We start from the raw sequence: 16377 nt of genomic DNA, 5'->3' as shown, positions 1-16377 counted from the left end.
ACCCTATAGGGTTGTTTTTTAATTAAATGTTATAATTTAAATAAATAATCAAAAGGGAGCATGAATGAAACTATCAATTATCACAACTATTTATAGAAGACCAGAAGAAATCGACCCATTCTTCGAAAGAATGTACACACAAAAAAATAAGAATTTTGAACTTATTGTGGTCGTAGACACAAATGTATTTGGACAAATGGAAAAATTACAAAAATGATCTAAAAAATTCAAAAACAAAATGAAGATTGCTTACAACACAAAACGTCAAGGTAGAACAAAATCTAACTTAGATGGAATTAGAATGGCATCTGGAGAATACACACTATTCATTTCTACATCAGATGAAATCAAAAGATTTGAAGGTGTTGGAGAAATCATTGCATCATTAAAGAAAACTGGTTCACCAGATGTTCTAGAGTTCCCAGCTACATTTAGAGGAGTAACAAGATGAAACTCTGATTTAAGAATTAAAGCACCTACAATGGTTGAAATAGAAAAGAAACCAGCTGTAATTGCTATGACAATGCCTTTCGCATTAAACAAAGTGTATAAAACATCACTTCTTTTAGAAACTGCAAGTCAATACAATGGTGTGGAATTAAATACAAGATTCTCAATTGAACTACTTTACTTATTCTTAAACAAACACGCAAAAACATTTGCTACAGTTAACAAAAGAATAATTAAAACTTATGTTTCGAAAGAATCAGTATCATTTAATCCATTGAGACTTTCAAAACAATTAGTTAAAAACATCGTACAAGCGGATGTGTCTAATTCAGAATATCTACAAGAAGTAACATATGCAACTTTATATAGTGTTGCAATATTCCTTCCTATATTTACAATCGCTTACAAGAACAACATTATGTTCAATAAATTATTTGACCAAATAACAAAAATGTATGACAAAGATCTTAAGACATTATTGATTACAAATAAATACTTATTAAAAAACAACAGAGAAGCGATTTGACTATCTGCAAAAAGAACAAAGACAGAGCTTAAAAAGTCAATAAAAGAATTTAGATAGGAGCGGTATGAAAATTAATAAACCAATTGGATTATTCAAAAGATTAATTTCTAGAGCAATAGATTTTTTCTTAATAGCGGTAATCTCAATAGGTTTACTTTTCATTCTTGCTAAACCACACAGAAGTGGACCGGCTACATTTAATAGCCCGTGAATGTTTTATGTTTGAGCTTTAATTACAATACTTTGTATAGGTATATTCATGATTGCAATACCATTAGCCACAAAAGGTTGATCGATTGGTATGAAGATAATGAAAATTAAAGTTGTTGCTGAACAAGGAAGTATATATAAAGCTATTTTAAAACGTGAAATAGCATTCGGTATTGCTTGAATTGTAATTGCTTTATTAGGTATGGCGGTTGTCAATCATACATTAATAGATTCAGCTGCGAGGGTAAAGGGTTATACGAATCCAGTAGACCATCTAACTAACTTTGAAAAAACAAGAATGACCTTTGTAGGGTCAATTTCTGGTCTTATTTGATTTATTCAAATGTGACTGGGAATTACTATTGTTCCAAATAAAGATAAAAGAGGATGACACGACAGATGAGCACAAGCTTCTGTTGTAAGTTCAAGCAAGAAGATTGATAAAGAAGTAGAAGAAGAAACAAGAATTGTAGAACCAATTGTTGTAGAAAATAACATTGTTGAATGAATCAGCACAAAGGAGAAATAATGATTAATATATTAGAAGGTTTAAATAAAAATCAAAAGAAAGCAGTAATGCACACGGAAGGACCACTTAGGCTATTAGCTGGTGCGGGTTCTGGTAAAACTAGAGTTCTTACACATAAAATTGCATATCTTATAGAAGAAAAGAAAATTGATCCATCAAAAATTCTTGCTGTTACTTTTACAAATAAAGCTGCAGGAGAAATGAAAGAACGTGTTGCTGCAATCGTAGGTGAAGCTGCTGCAAATAAATCATTACTTTCTACATACCACTCAATGTGTGTGAGAATTTTACGTCAAGACATTACTTCACTTGGATACCCAAGAAACTTTAATATTATTGATGGTATTGACCAAAGACAAATATTAAAACCAATATATGCAAAATACAATGTTTCTTCAAAAACAATGTCATACTCACATATGATTGATTACATTTCAAAAGCTAAGTCTAACTTAATTGAACCTGATGAATTACTTGAGTCAGCTGAAACAGAAGGTGACAAATACCAAGCATTAATCTATAAAGGTTATAAAGAATCTACATTCGCTTCTAAATCACTTGATTTCGATGACTTGTTAATCTTTGTTCACAAATTATTTGTGACAGATAAAAAAGTTGCAGAAAAATGAAAAGCAAAATTTGATTATGTTCTTGTTGATGAGTTCCAAGATACTTCATGAATTCAATATGAAATCGTTAAAGTACTTGCACACCATGACAATATTACAATCGTTGGTGACCCAGATCAAACAATCTATACATGACGTGGTGCTAAAGTTGAATTAATTATTAACTTTGATAAAGACTTCAAAAAATCTAAAACAATTAAATTAGAAGAAAACTACCGTTCAACACAAGCAATTCTTAATGCTGCTAATGAACTAATTGAACACAATGAAAATAGACTTCCTAAAAAACTTATTTCAAACAATGATGAGGGTGAAAAGATTATATTCAACCATGCTTACTCTCCTGAAGCGGAAGCTAAATGAGTTGTACAAAGAGTTGATGAACTTAGAAGACAAAAAGTTCAACTTAAAGATATGGTTATCTTCTATAGATCTAACTACCTTTCAAGAACTATGGAACAAGCGTTAATCAATGGTAATGTTCCTTATAAAATTTTCGGTGATGTTAAATTCTTCGAAAGACAAGAAGTTAAAGATGCTATTGCTTATTTAAAAGTTATTGCTAATGGAGATGAAGTATGACTTCAAAGAGTTATTAATGTCCCTTCACGTAAGATTGGTAAAACAACAGTTGAAAAAATTGCTAAATTTGCAGAAGCAAAAGGAAAAACAACACACGATGTAATTATTTCTCACTATGGTGAACTTCCAGTTACAGCCTCACAAAGAAACTCATTAGGTAACTTATTTAACTTATTTGGTAAATATAGAGCTGCATTAAAATCAAACCCAATTAAATTAGTTTTAGAAAAATTCCTAATTGAAGTAGGGTATATGGATTCATTAACTCAAATCAATGAATTAAACCGTATTGCTAACATTAAAGAACTAATCAACATGATTGGTAAATGAGAAGAAAGAAACCCTGGTAAAACTCTTGAAGAATATCTACAAGAAGTTGCACTAGTTTCAGCACAAGATGAATTAAAATCAGGATCTTCATACATTACACTTATGACAATCCATACTTCAAAAGGACTTGAGTTTGATAACGTGTTCTTAATTGGACTTTCAGAACAAGTATTCCCATCATCAAAAGCAATAGCTGCTGGTGGTGCTGCAATTGAAGAAGAGAGAAGACTTGCTTATGTTGCGATTACTCGTGCAAGAAAAAGACTTTTCCTTTCAGATTCAAAAGGTTACTCAATAGATCATAGATTTATGAAAGTTCCTTCAAGATTTATAACAGAAATGGGATTAAGAATTAGAGACTTCACTAAAGAAATCTTTATACCAAAACAACTAGATACTCACTATGCTAAAATTGAGGATGTAGAATACGAAGTTGGTTCACAAGTGAAGCATAAAGTATTCGGTATAGGTGTAATTACCGAGATTGATGGAGAAATGGCTGAAATAGCCTTTGAAGATCCACATGGAACAAAAACACTTATGAAAAACCATAAATCACTTTCAAGTGTTCAAGAAATAATTGAGGAAGAAGAGGAATAATGATAACTGCCGTCATTGTAATAGTAACGATAATAGCTATTGGATTGTTTTCAACAATCCTATATTTCTTATTCAACAAGGAACTGATTGCAAACGACAGTGGGAAGGTAATGTTTGAGATTGATTACAAGAAAAGAAAAATCAGAAACATTAACCACCCATCATTAAGTGGGACAAAAATCCCCAACTCTCAAAAGATTTCAGCATTTTACAATGGTAAATGAATGGACTTAGACAAGTTCATGACTTTCTTTGATAAAGCTACTAATAAAAAATATAGAAATGCAATGCACGATATTGAAAATGAAAAGGATGTTAAGGTTTCATTTGAAATAAATGCACTAAAAAATCACCAACCTAAAAAAACAACTAGAAAAGGTAAGATTGCAAAAATGTTTGAGTGAAAAGGTAAAAAGAATTTCACTATGACAACAACAATGTTTAAATGCGACAACTCGTTTATTGGTGGAGAAATTAAATTCTTTCTACCAAACCCTGAATTCAAAACAACATTCACAGAAAGAATTGAAAGCTCTTCACTAGGTACGTTCGATTCTAAATTTATTGGTTTCTGAGTATTTAATATGAGAGAAACAACACTAGAAACAAAAAATATTTTCTTCCAACAAATGAAGAAAGCAATTGGACTTAGTGATATGAAGTATTTCTTATATGAAAATAAACTTGTGTTAGTTATGCCAACAACCAGTTTAATTTTCATTAAAAAGAAAATCGCTAAAAGAAAACAAAACATTCAAAAGGTATTAAATAAAAAGGGTGCTAAAAAGTACTTTGATCAATCAGGTACATTATTTACAAAAAGAATAGATTCACCTAAGAAGAATTCTGAATTATTAATTAAACTAGACTACGTTATTTGAAAATCATTAAAATTAAATACTGAATCAACATATGCTGCTGATGATATTCAAGTTTTCCAAAAATATAAACATGCTTACATTACTATAGAACAAACTATAAAAGCTAAGTCAATGCAAACAATAGAAACAAGAGTTAAAAAGTTCGGTGGTAAAAGAGCCATCATCAAATATATATTCCCAGATATTAAAGATACACCTTCTAGATTCATTGCTATGGTTCTAACTAATGATATTATGCGTGTAAAGATGATGAATGCTCATGCTGAAAAAATTACTTCTGAAGTAGCATCTTCACCTGGTATTATGGACGTCGATGCTTTATGATTAATTGACAATGCTAGAAAGATTGTTAACAATAAAATAATCTATATGGTTGAGTATGATGATAAAACCCCTCAAAAGCTCCTTTTTGCTATTATTATGCAATTACAAGAAAGAGGTATTCTGTGTGGTATCAGAATACGTAAAGCTGATGTTAAAGATATGACTGCTTTAACAAGAGTTGCACCTAAGTTCATTGTTATTGATAGAGAACTTTCAAAAATAGCTCATAGTTCAGAAACATATGTTAAGCTTTCAACAATTAGAGAAGTTGCTGCTAAAAAAGGTACAAAAATGATTTACGAATTACCTTCATTAAAGCTAGATGCTAAACAAAGAAAAGTTATTGGACTTGAGTTCTATTACGACTATAAATAAAAAGGCCTATAAAGGTCCTTTTTTTTCGCTTTTAAATAATAGTTTTACCCTAAAAACTATTATTGTATAAATGGTGCTTTTGGTGAAAAACAACAGATTTTAAAGAAATTTAACTTTTTTTAACACTTTTCTCATAATTTGGAAAGGATAGTAGTATAATCATATTACTTATGAAAAAATTAGATAAAATAACACCACAAAACGAAGACTTTTCAAGATGATATACAGATGTTGTTAAACAAGGACAACTGATGGAATATGGTCCTGTAAAAGGAACTATTGTATTTAAACCAAATTCATATGGAATTTGAGAAAACATACAAATGGAATTCAACAAGGTACTTAGATCAAAAGGAGTAAAAAATGTTTACTTACCTGTTTTAATCCCATTATCATATATCGAAAAAGAAAAAGATCACGTTAAGGGATTTGCACCAGAACTTGCAACAATAACAAAAGTTGGAGATAAAGAATTAAATGAATATTCAGTAATTAGACCAACTTCAGAGGTTCTATTCGGAGAATTATTTGCAAAAGAAGTTAACTCATATAATGATTTACCAATCATGTACAACCAATGAGCTAATGTTTTAAGATGAGAAAAAACAACTAACCCATTCTTAAGAACTTCAGAGTTCCTATGACAAGAAGGACACACTACTCACTCAACTGCTATTGAAGCTAGAAAACTTTCAAGAACAATGATTAAAGAGTATGCAAAATTCTTAGAAAAATATCTTGCTATCCCAACAATCGTTGGTAAAAAAACTCCTAAAGAAAAATTTGCTGGAGCAGTTACTACTTATACAATCGAAGCAATGATGAAAGATGGTAAAGCTTTACAATCAGGTACTTCACATTACCTAGGACAAAACTTTGCTAAAGCATTCAATATTTCATTCCAAAACCAAGACAACAAGCAAGAACTTGCTTACCAAACATCATGAGGAGTATCTACTAGATTAATTGGTGCGATTATCATGACACACGGTGACGATAGAGGGATTATTATTCCACCTAGAGTAGCACCTACACAAATTGACATTATTGAAGTGTTTGGACACAAACATGAAAATGTTCATACTGCTGCTGTTGAATTACAAAAAACATTAGCTCGTAAATGAAGGGTTAATCTTGACGCTTCAACAAAAGGACCAGGTTTCAAAGCTGGACAATCTGAAATTCAAGGAACACCATTAAGAATTGAAGTTGGACCAAGAGATCTTGAAGAAGGAATGGTTACTTTAGTAAGAAGAGATACACTTGAAAAAATTCAAGTTGCAATTGATGATGTTAAAACAAAAATTAAACCAATCCTAGATGATATCCACAACAACCTACTTTCTTCAGCGCAAGCAAGACTTGAAGAAAAAACAGTTTACACAGAATCATATGAAGAATTCAAAGAAATCTTCGCAGATGATAAGAATCTAAAATTCGTAATTGTTCCTTTCGCAGGAAATGATAAAGATGAAGAAATGATTAAAAGAGATACACTAGCATCAACAAGATGTCTACCATTTAAATTTGAAAAACCAGGACGTAGAAAGTGTATAATTACAGGGCAATTAACAAATCGTTTCGTTGTGTTTGCTAAAGCATACTAAAAACGATTAACAAGGAGAGAAAAATGACACAATTTATTAAACCAGAAGACATTGAATTAAAAGTAAAAGAAAACAAATTTACTGTTATCGCCGTAGCTGCATCTTGATGTGGACCATGTCAAATGATGACATCAACAGTATGAGACTTAATCAATGAAGAAAAAACAGATATTTCAATTTTCAAAATTGATGCTGACGAACATAGAGAATGAGCTGTTGCAAACAACGTTTCAGGACTACCAACAATGTTCATTTACAAAGAGGGTACAAAAACTGGTGAAGCATCAGGATACATGCCTAGAGAAGAATTCGAAGAAAAAGTTAGAGGTTAAGCCTCTTTTTCTTTATAATTTTTATATGAAATTTAATCCCAAAGCATATTTTATAGATTTAGACGGAACAGCTTTCGATACTAGAGTTGATGGTCACCATGCAATCTCTGAAGAAAATAAGAAAGCAATTATTGAAACAAATAAAAAAATACCAGTTATTATCTCAACAGGAAGACATGTTAAAAATGCACTTCCTCTTATTCAAGAACTTGGTTTAAAATACGCAGTTTGTCAAAATGGTGCGCAAATAGTTGATATTGAAGGAAATATCATTGAAAAGCATAACTTCCCTGGACCAATTGCTGAACGTATTTTAAAAATTATGATGAAGAACAAAATGATGATCAAACCAAATGATGATGGTATCTTCTATGGTGCTAAATTCCCTTATGGAATGATCGCAAGACACGTTGGATTCAAAACACATAGAAAATATGATTTTGAACACACAAAAGAATTTACTAAATTAGTATTTTCGGGAGCTGGTAAAAACAAGATTGCTAAACTTAATGCAGAACTTAGTGAACAATTCCCTTCTTTATCAATAGTTACATCTGGTAATGGTTATACAATAGAGGTAACATCAGGTGAAGCAACAAAAGGTCAAGCAAATGCAACGGTTGCTAAGTTACTAGGCTTAAAACCTATGGAAACAGCACACATCGGTGATTCAATGAATGACTCAACATGTAAAGATAAAACTATGCTTGTTGCAATGGCTAATTCAAACCCAAAATTAATTGAAATGGCTGATTGATTAGCACCTTCATACAAACCTGCAGGGCTAGCAAAAGTATTGTTAAATAATGAAGTACAAAAAAACAAATAATCGTTTTACACGATTATTTTTTTATATAAAAAATGTCTAAGTATTAATCTAAAAGAACTCTTTCAACATCATATCATTCTTCATCAATTTGAATTCTCATTAATCCTTGGACCTTTTGATTTTTATCGAGTTGTTTTACTATTCTAAAAGGTATTTTATTAATCTTTCCCTCAAGTTTATCTGCTTTACGAAGATTAGATTTTTTAGATAATAATTGGGAATTTCTTCTTGAACGAATTCCACCTTTACTCTTTGGGTAAATGTGATCTACTGTTGTTGGTCCCTTGTTGCCGAAACAATCTCTATGTGTTTTAAAATCTCAACTTTTTATTTTCATATATTTATTTTACCCTTTCTTTTTAATTGTGTGTATTTTACTATTTACTTTTATATAATTAGGTTCACACTAAACAAGATATAGGAGAAAAAAAATGATAAAAATTAATTGATTTGCAAGATTATTCATGAGTTGAAATAAATTAGAGGAACATATATTATCAAACAGTTCTAATGATAAAGAAATGGCTGTAACAAAATCTCAACTTCAAATGACTGAACAAAGGCTAGAAGAAGTGATTAAACAAAAAGAAGAACTTAGCAATTTCTTGATGGAAGCTAAAAACGAGAAAAACGAAATCTCAAGAAAATTAGAGTTACAAACACATGACTTTGAAATGGCGAAAAAGAAGGAACAAGAAACAAACATTTCTATCCATGAAAAATTACAAGAAATAGAAGTTCTTAAAGATAGAATAAGAGACGAAAAAACAAGTCTTGATTATTATAAAAAACAAATCAACGAAAAATTAGTTCCGTTGAATAAAATAGAAAAAACATTCTTTGCTTCATCAGGTAACAAAGGAAAAGGTGAGTTAGGAGAACTTCAATTAAAGACTCTTCTACAAAAGTCTGGTCTTGATAATAATATTTGAGTTGAAAACCTTACAGTGGGTAAAAACGTTGTTGAGTTTGCAATTCAGTCAGGTAATGAAGATGAGAAATGAATCCCAATAGATTCAAAAGTATTAGAAACTGAAATCGACCCAGATACAAATAAAATAATCGTAGATCAAAAATATAAAAACAAAGTATTGTCACAAGTTAAGTTGATAACTAAATATTTAGGTAAAAGCAATACTGCAGATTATGGTTTATTGGTTCTACAAAATGATGAAATCTATATGGAACTTTATAATGAATTCCCTTCATTTTTCAAAGAAGTTATAGAAGAACATAAAATCTATATTACTTCACCATCATCATTTGTTCAAATAACTTGATCAATAGCAAATATCATTAAGATTTATGAAAGAGTTCATAAGGATGAGATGATTTATGATCAAATGGTAAGTATTTTAGAAAGTGTAAATAAATTCTCTAATAAATTAGCTGCAACGCACAAAGAATTCAATATTGCTATGACAACTCATTATCCAACAATCCAGAAAAAACAAAATAGTCTAGTTAAAAAGTTAGTTAAAGAAGGAAAGATAAAAGAACTTCCTACAATAGAAAACAAATAAAACTATATAATTGAAATAAGAAAGTTGGTAACAATGGCTAAAAAACATAAACCAGTTAAGTGTAAAGTTGAATCAATTAATAAATTCAACAACCAAATTACTATGTCTTGTGGAAAAAGAATTTTAAACGCAAGAGGTAAAGGTGCAAACTGAACTACAAATACAAAACAAATGAAAATCGCAAACGATCACATTATGATTTGTACAGAAAATGAGGACTTCTAAAAGTTCCTCATTTTTTTATTTTATTCATTAAAGTTTTATAATTTAAGTATAGGAGGTTTATATGTCGCAAAAAATTAAGAAACATTTAAAAGACCATGAAGATTATTCTGTATACGAAACTACAGAGGGTAAGAAAGGTGTAGCCCCTAAAAATGCAGGTATTAAACCTGGAGATAGTATAGATATCAAGGAAATTCCGATTGATCACCCAATTAGAGATGCGGAGAATATAATTGGTCTAGCAGTAGGAGAATTAGCTTGATTCTTCTCTAAAATTTAACAACAACGCTTGTTGTTATTTTTTATGCTATTGCACTATATTTTGAATAATAACACTATGTTAGTTTTGTAATAAAACTACAAAATGTTATAATTTAGCATTATAATTTAGAAAGAAAAATAAGGTGGAATTATGAGAATCAAGAAAGCGTTTTTAGGTACATCACTAATAACATTATCAACAGCTGCTCCAATAGCTGTTGCGGTTTCTTGTGGAAAAGATGAAGCTCTTAATGGCGTTTCTAAGTGAAGTACAAGCATAAGGGTTGGTCAAGAATATAGTATGAACGAACAAAAACCTGATTTAGCCAGACGTTCATCATTTGGTTTCAGCCTTACACAAGAAATCGCTGAAAAAACTATGAAACTACAAATGTGATTGGAAGGTCATGGGTTTACATTGTGATCAAACTCTACAAGTATTTTTAATCAAATTTTAAGTAATTTAGATATGAAGAAAGTCGCTAGATATGATGAATTACTTAGCAATGAAAAAAGAACCAAAACTGAAGAAGATGAATTTGATTTGTTGAATAAGAAAATTCAAGAATGATGTAAGCAAAAAGTTGAGGAACTTAAAAATGAAAATAAATGACAAATGCAAGATTTATTTTGAACAAGCAACGGCAAAGTTGTTTTAGATGGTTGAAAGAGAAAATATAAAATCACAAAGATACAAGATACCATTCAAGGAATAGCAATCCAAACAACATTAAGCACTGCTCCGCCTGAAGCAAAAATTGATGGGTATATTGTTAGAAGCCCTATAACAGGGAAACAAACTATAAACTCGAATACAAAAAGCGTTTCAGTTGACGGGGCAACAGAAGATCTTAAAAAGATTTGAAGTAAGATTCATGATAAAAACCACTCTAATGATGGTGTAAATATAAATGGTGAAACATTCATAAATGAACATGCTATTTTGAAAAGATTTATTGGAGTAAAACTTTCTAATCGTGTGATTGATTTTAAAGACCCAAATGGTAAAACAATAAAACAAAAATTTGAAGATGCATTAAAATCACTCGCAAAACTTAATGAAAGTGAATTCCGTAAGTATGTCACAATGTTTGGGGAAATAGAAGAATATTTCCATAATACAGTTATGAAATATATAGAGAAAAATAACCACGATATAACAAAATTATATGCAAATGAAGAATTTACATATTCTCCAAAAAGTATCATTAAAGATTTACAGGAAAAAGCTAAAAGCAATCCGAAATTACTTGGAAATGTTGACCCTAAGAACCTTACATGACTTAAATAAAACACCTAATTAATAGGTGCTTTTTTTTATTCAACATGTCCTTGTGTCATTTCAATTGCTGTTTTTAAAACTCTTCTAGTTCTTCAAGGTCAATAATTAAAGATTATCATTATAGGAATAAAATATGCAAAAGGTATATCAACTCACAATCATGGAAGACTTGCTCTATTAATTTTCTTTCTTAATACACCACGATCAATACTTGTGATTGCTTGATTCATGTGGTACATATAAATGAAGTAACCAACTATAGGGATGTATCAATATCAATGATTGACTTTGATGAAAGCTTTAGCTTTTTCGATGTCATCTGCAACAACTTGAGTTTTATACTCATCAAAATCAAAGTTTTTACCTTTAGCCTCTCCCAATTCTTTGCGCAATTCTTGTTTAATTTCTTCCTTGATTTCTTCTTTAATATCTTTTCTTAATTGTTCTATTAATTTTTCTAATTGTTCTTGTTTCATAATTTAATTATACAACTCATTTATTTTAAAAGATGAACCCAAACAAAAGAATGCAAACATAGATATAGGACATAGTATAATTTATAAGCAATATTAAACAGTAGATTAATTTTGAATTAAAGTGCAAGCTAATTTCAATATTACATCTTGATGATGGTTGCTCACTTACCAAGTAGGTAAACAATTAAAGGAGGTATTATGAAGATTGATCTTCATTTACATTCTCCAGCATCGGAAAATAATGGCGACGCCATTAAATGAGAAAACACATTCACAACAATTAAAACACTTCACTCTAACGGTATCAAGTTAGCTGCTTTTTCAGACCACAATACATTTGACTATGAATTCTATAAAGAGGTCAGAAAACTAGGTAAAACAGGTGGTATGGTATTCTTGCCAGCCATTGAGGCTAATGTTGTTAGGAAGAATGGTGTAATTGCCAATCTAATCTATGTTTTTAGAGAAGATTTAACAGATGCGCAATTAAAGAAAATAAGTTCTATCGCTAGAAAAGAACTTCCGAAGCGGGGAATATCAATTGAAAGTGCTAATGCATTATTCAGTGAATTTGAAACACTGAGAATACCTCATATAGGTAAATCAGATCATTTCAAGTATGATGACTTACTTGATTTAAAATATGATGCATTTGAAGTTACAAACATGAAACACCCAAATTACGTTTCAATACTTAAAAAAGGATTGATAAGTTCAACAGTATCTTTTTCAGATACTCATGTTTGAACTAACTATCCACAACAAGGTTTCTTAATTACGGAAATGAATTTAGAAAAACCTTGTTTTGATGAATTAAAAGAGTTCCTAGAACTACATAGAGTTTACTCTAAAGAAAGGGCATAATGATTAAAGAATTAATATTTAGAAAAACAGATTCTTTAGCTGAAGAATTGGTTAATATCAACTTCGGTTCAAGAACAAATATAATCATCGGACCCAAAGGTGGAGGTAAGTCAACATTATTTGATTTAGTTGCTGGTTTAAAAGAATCATACATATCAAAAAATGTTATCGAAGCACTTGCTGCCTTCAACCTTGAGTTTGTTAAAGTTATTAAATATAACGGAGAAGAAATACATAGTAATAGTTTAAGAAAAATTACTACCAAAGAAAAAGAAAAATTATTTGAGGAAAGAAATGATGTTATTTATCAAGATGACCCAATCAAGAAAAACCTTAATAATAGAAAAGAAATAGAAAAGGCTAAAGTTGCTTTCGCTAAAGAAGAAGCGGAGAATTCAGAAGCTGTTGAAGAGTTCTTAAAAAAGATTGATTCATTCTATTATGGAATGAGAGATTTAGCTAAAAGAAATAGTAATAGTGATATCAACTGAACCAACTCTTTTATTGTTAAAGAAGTATCTAATACTGAGAATGATTTAATGCTAAAACTTAATTACTCAACAATGTATTTAAGTACTGATTTATCTAAAGAAAAAAACTCTTTAGAAGACGCTTTAAGAAATTACCAAAATCAAAACATGGTAAATAAAAAATTCTTACAAAAAGAATGAAACAAAGCGTTGATTGATCAAGAATTCATTAATGAATTTAATGATTCAATTAATAAATTGATTGAAGTTAATAACAAGATCATTGAAAGTATTTTAAAGCAGATTAATAAACTTAATAAGATTAAAAATATGTCAATGATGTTTGAAAAAGCATACAAAAAAGAAGTTGATGCAATTAAAAACCAAGACTTTGAAATAGAAGGTATTAAATCATTTGTAATCAACTCAAACGAACACTTCAGAACAATGGCAAGAGAAATTCAAAAACAAAAGAAAACATTTGAATCTCTAGTACAAGAAGAAGTGGTGATTGAGTTCGAGAATTCAACAAAAGATAATGAGTTATTATCTTACAAAATGCCAGAAGAAATAATCCTAAAAGATAGCGATGTATATTCATTACTAAAAATAGTTTTACATACTCCTGGTAGTTCAGTTTCTGACATCACAAAATGATTAGAAGCAATAATTAAAAAAGGTATTAAACCATTAGATAGAAACAAACTATTAAATAAACTTTCTAAGATCATCCAAGAAGAGGTTATTGTATTAGCTAATGGTCGTATATATGAACATATGTCATTAGGACAAAGATCTATTTATGGGATTGAATACAAATTCAACAAATCAAAAGGTCAAGACTTATTCTTAGATCAACCAGAAGATAACTTAGATAACCATACTATCGCAAGTGATATCTTAAAACTTATTAATAAAAAAGAAGAACAAGTATTCATTGTTACACATAATGCCAATATTGGTATTCTAAGTAATCCAGAAACTACAATAGTTGCTGATTTAAATAATGAACACGAACAATATTCAGAAGGAACAATAGTTAAAACACAATCTGGAGAATCTGATGCTGCACACTATTTAGAAGGTGGAGTAGTTTATCTGAAAAAAAGATATGAAGTAATAGAAGGAGAAAAAAATGACAATCAAAATTAATAACAAGTCAACTGAAGAAAAAAATGAAATCTTAGTTTCATTTGGTAAAGAAGTATTAGAGGTATCTGAAACTTCACAAGATTGAAACAATCAAGGAACTAACAATTTCCTCATTAAACTTGCTTCAGCTACACCTGATAAAGAAACAATAGTTTTAGATTATGATAAAGATGACGAAAATGCCGTTTATAAGCACGTTATACAATTGTTTGAGTCTTTCACTAAAGAATATAATAGCACTCTTCAAAACGACTAATTTAAGAATAGACAACATGTCTATTTTTTAATCAACCTCTAGGGAAAGAACATTTTCATATGAATGTTATATAATTGAATATATATAGGAGGTAATATGAAAAAAAGAGCAAAGTATTTCGCTACAAGTAGCACCACTGTGCTTAATGCATCATTAATGTGATTTGGTATAGGTTTAGTTTCAATGTTGGGAGTCGCCACAATATTTGGATTCATTCCTCAAATGCAAGAGGTTGCTGCAACATTGTTTGCATCTAGAGCCTTTATAACATTAATGTCTATAACTGCGATTGGATTGATGATAGCAATATCATTCATGGCTAGAACGGCAAGGATAGAGACATTAATATTCATGTACATAGCATTTGCAATTGTAGAAGGTTTCTCATTATCAATGATTTTAATTCAATTTGCTTTTGCTGGACAAACATGAAAAGTCTTGATGTTATTATTAATACCATCAATAACAATGCTTGTTATGGGTATGATTGGTTATCTTCAATTATTTGATTTCTCTAAAATCTCTAGATTCTTAATGTTTAGTTTCATTGGATTATTTATCTCTGGATTAATTATGATGTTTATCCCAGGAATAAATAGATTATGAACACTATATTCTATGATCGCTTACGGAATATTCACATTATATGTTGGGTATGATTTTTGAAGGATTTCACGTTTAGATGATATTCTAGACCTTAATGGAAACCATGATAAAGAAACAGTTAGAAGATACGGAATCCTATTCGGACTTTCATTATTAATAGACTTCATTCAACTTGTTTGATATTTAGCAAGAATACTATTTTCAAGATAATCCGAAAGGATTATTTTTATTTTTAATATCAAGCTAAAACTAATATACATAAAATGTTATAATGTACTTAATAACAAGAGGAGAAGAAATGAATAAAAAAATCGCAATGGGAGTACTAAGTATCTCAGCGGTAGCAACGACGCCAATTATAGTTGCATCAGCATGTTCATCTGCCAGTGAACACGTTGTAATCAGAAAACAAGAAAAAATCCAAATGAATTCCGCCTTATTATTAAGAAACTTTTTAAAAGATGAAAGCAATGATATTCATTTATTTGGAGATATAACTTTAACTCATGAACAAGTTAAGGAGTTTTTTGCTAAACCTGAAAATGTTCCAGTTCATAAAAACAACAAACATATGAAAAGGTGAGAAAAAGCCGTCGCTGATTCCATAGAGGAAATTGAAGAAACTGATGCTTTCCAAGGTGTGAAAGATTCGGATGCTGCAACGTTTCCGTTTACGTATTATTCAATTGCCAATTTAAAATATCAATGTCCAATTAAATACAATCCACCAATCAAAGATTTATTAGTGAATTGAATTAAAGGATTTAATGAGAACTTAGATAAAGATCAAGCGTACGCTATTGAAAAATACCCACCAATTCCGGAAACATTAAATGCAAGTAAATATTACGAAGAAGCTTATAAAGAATTCACATCATTTGAAGAAAGAGAAATTTCATTTGAAGGTTTATCTTTTAGAAATGATAAGAAGAAAATAGAAACATTCAAGAATGCTCTTAAACTTTTCTATAGTAACTTTTACATAACACCTAAATTTAAATAATTAAAAGACATAGGTCTTTTTTTATTTAGCTATTTTAGATATGTTTAAGTATTTA

18 protein-coding genes are annotated in these 16377 nt (G+C 29.8%); 16 read left to right on the top strand and 2 right to left on the bottom strand.

Going from position 1 to position 16377, the window contains the following annotated elements; genetic code table 4:
- The first annotated feature begins 64 nt into the window (after positions 1-64).
- From ACOMC1_RS03135 to ACOMC1_RS03105, 7 genes are all read left to right on the top strand, one after another.
- Positions 65-1033 carry a glycosyltransferase gene (locus ACOMC1_RS03135; RefSeq protein ID WP_420331190.1) on the top strand — a complete coding sequence of 323 codons (969 nt, stop codon included), beginning with the start codon at positions 65-67 and terminating at the stop codon, positions 1031-1033.
- A 7-nt stretch (positions 1034-1040) separates the two neighbouring features.
- Positions 1041-1715 (top strand): RDD family protein, encoded by a 675-nt coding sequence (locus ACOMC1_RS03130; protein WP_420331189.1) that lies wholly within the window; start codon positions 1041-1043, stop codon positions 1713-1715.
- Positions 1715-3856: an ATP-dependent helicase gene (locus tag ACOMC1_RS03125; protein WP_420331188.1), complete on the top strand. Its 2142-nt coding sequence runs from the start codon at positions 1715-1717 to the stop codon at positions 3854-3856. The genes ACOMC1_RS03130 and ACOMC1_RS03125 overlap by 1 nt, the downstream gene beginning before the upstream one ends.
- A complete protein-coding gene (locus ACOMC1_RS03120) occupies positions 3856-5436 on the top strand; it encodes an MHO_4530 family protein (protein ID WP_420331187.1) in 1581 nt (526 codons plus the stop codon). Before ACOMC1_RS03125 ends, ACOMC1_RS03120 begins: the two co-directional genes overlap by 1 nt.
- 170 nt (positions 5437-5606) lie before the next feature.
- Positions 5607-7043, top strand: a complete 1437-nt coding sequence (gene proS / locus ACOMC1_RS03115; RefSeq protein ID WP_420331186.1) for a proline--tRNA ligase — start codon at positions 5607-5609, stop codon at positions 7041-7043.
- Positions 7044-7066: 23 nt separating this feature from the next.
- On the top strand, positions 7067-7375 hold the full coding sequence (locus ACOMC1_RS03110) for a thioredoxin family protein (protein ID WP_420331185.1): 309 nt from the start codon (positions 7067-7069) through the stop codon (positions 7373-7375).
- Positions 7376-7400: 25 nt separating this feature from the next.
- Positions 7401-8204: an HAD-IIB family hydrolase gene (locus ACOMC1_RS03105; RefSeq protein WP_420331184.1), complete on the top strand. Its 804-nt coding sequence runs from the start codon at positions 7401-7403 to the stop codon at positions 8202-8204.
- Positions 8205-8247: 43 nt separating this feature from the next.
- Here ACOMC1_RS03105 and ACOMC1_RS03100 read toward each other — a convergent pair whose 3' ends face one another.
- Positions 8248-8541, bottom strand: coding sequence for a hypothetical protein (locus ACOMC1_RS03100; protein ID WP_420331183.1), 294 nt, complete (start codon positions 8539-8541; stop codon positions 8248-8250).
- Positions 8542-8635: 94 nt separating this feature from the next.
- Here ACOMC1_RS03100 and rmuC point away from each other — a divergent pair, with 94 nt between their 5' ends.
- The 4 genes from rmuC (at position 8636) to ACOMC1_RS03080 (ending at position 11504) form a co-directional block, all read left to right on the top strand.
- Positions 8636-9727: a DNA recombination protein RmuC gene (gene rmuC, locus ACOMC1_RS03095; RefSeq protein WP_420331182.1), complete on the top strand. Its 1092-nt coding sequence runs from the start codon at positions 8636-8638 to the stop codon at positions 9725-9727.
- A gap of 33 nt (positions 9728-9760) precedes the next feature.
- Complete coding sequence (locus tag ACOMC1_RS03090) at positions 9761-9952, top strand: hypothetical protein (RefSeq protein ID WP_420331181.1); 192 nt, start codon at positions 9761-9763, stop codon at positions 9950-9952.
- A gap of 61 nt (positions 9953-10013) precedes the next feature.
- Positions 10014-10232, top strand: a complete 219-nt coding sequence (locus tag ACOMC1_RS03085; RefSeq protein WP_420331180.1) for a hypothetical protein — start codon at positions 10014-10016, stop codon at positions 10230-10232.
- 132 nt (positions 10233-10364) lie between these two features.
- Entirely contained in the window at positions 10365-11504 is a 1140-nt protein-coding gene (locus ACOMC1_RS03080) for a hypothetical protein (protein WP_420331179.1), read from the top strand.
- Between the two features lie 26 nt (positions 11505-11530).
- Here the strand turns inward: ACOMC1_RS03080 and ACOMC1_RS03075 are convergent, their stop codons facing one another.
- Positions 11531-11971, bottom strand: coding sequence for a hypothetical protein (locus ACOMC1_RS03075; RefSeq protein ID WP_420331178.1), 441 nt, complete (start codon positions 11969-11971; stop codon positions 11531-11533).
- Positions 11972-12169: 198 nt separating this feature from the next.
- Here ACOMC1_RS03075 and ACOMC1_RS03070 point away from each other — a divergent pair, with 198 nt between their 5' ends.
- The 5 genes from ACOMC1_RS03070 to ACOMC1_RS03050 all read left to right on the top strand — a co-directional run bounded on the left by ACOMC1_RS03070 (position 12170) and on the right by ACOMC1_RS03050 (position 16322).
- The gene (locus tag ACOMC1_RS03070; protein ID WP_420331177.1) at positions 12170-12835 is read left to right on the top strand and encodes a PHP domain-containing protein; all 666 of its coding nucleotides are present in this window, start codon (positions 12170-12172) and stop codon (positions 12833-12835) included.
- A complete protein-coding gene (locus tag ACOMC1_RS03065; protein ID WP_420331176.1) occupies positions 12835-14457 on the top strand; it encodes a hypothetical protein in 1623 nt (540 codons plus the stop codon). Before ACOMC1_RS03070 ends, ACOMC1_RS03065 begins: the two co-directional genes overlap by 1 nt.
- The gene (locus tag ACOMC1_RS03060) at positions 14441-14713 is read left to right on the top strand and encodes a hypothetical protein (protein WP_420331175.1); all 273 of its coding nucleotides are present in this window, start codon (positions 14441-14443) and stop codon (positions 14711-14713) included. The genes ACOMC1_RS03065 and ACOMC1_RS03060 overlap by 17 nt, the downstream gene beginning before the upstream one ends.
- A 96-nt stretch (positions 14714-14809) precedes the next feature.
- On the top strand, positions 14810-15529 hold the full coding sequence (locus ACOMC1_RS03055) for a Bax inhibitor-1 family protein (RefSeq protein ID WP_420331174.1): 720 nt from the start codon (positions 14810-14812) through the stop codon (positions 15527-15529).
- 88 nt (positions 15530-15617) lie between these two features.
- A complete protein-coding gene (locus ACOMC1_RS03050; protein ID WP_420331173.1) occupies positions 15618-16322 on the top strand; it encodes a hypothetical protein in 705 nt (234 codons plus the stop codon).
- Positions 16323-16377: the final 55 nt, after the last annotated feature.

The organism is Mycoplasma todarodis (genome assembly GCF_965212735.1).
In the GTDB taxonomy this organism is placed as follows: Bacteria; Bacillota_I; Bacilli_A; order Mycoplasmatales; family Metamycoplasmataceae; genus Mycoplasma_K; species Mycoplasma_K todarodis_A.
The sequence above is the reverse complement of the archived record's forward strand: the minus strand, read 5'-3'. Positions and strand labels throughout refer to the sequence as shown.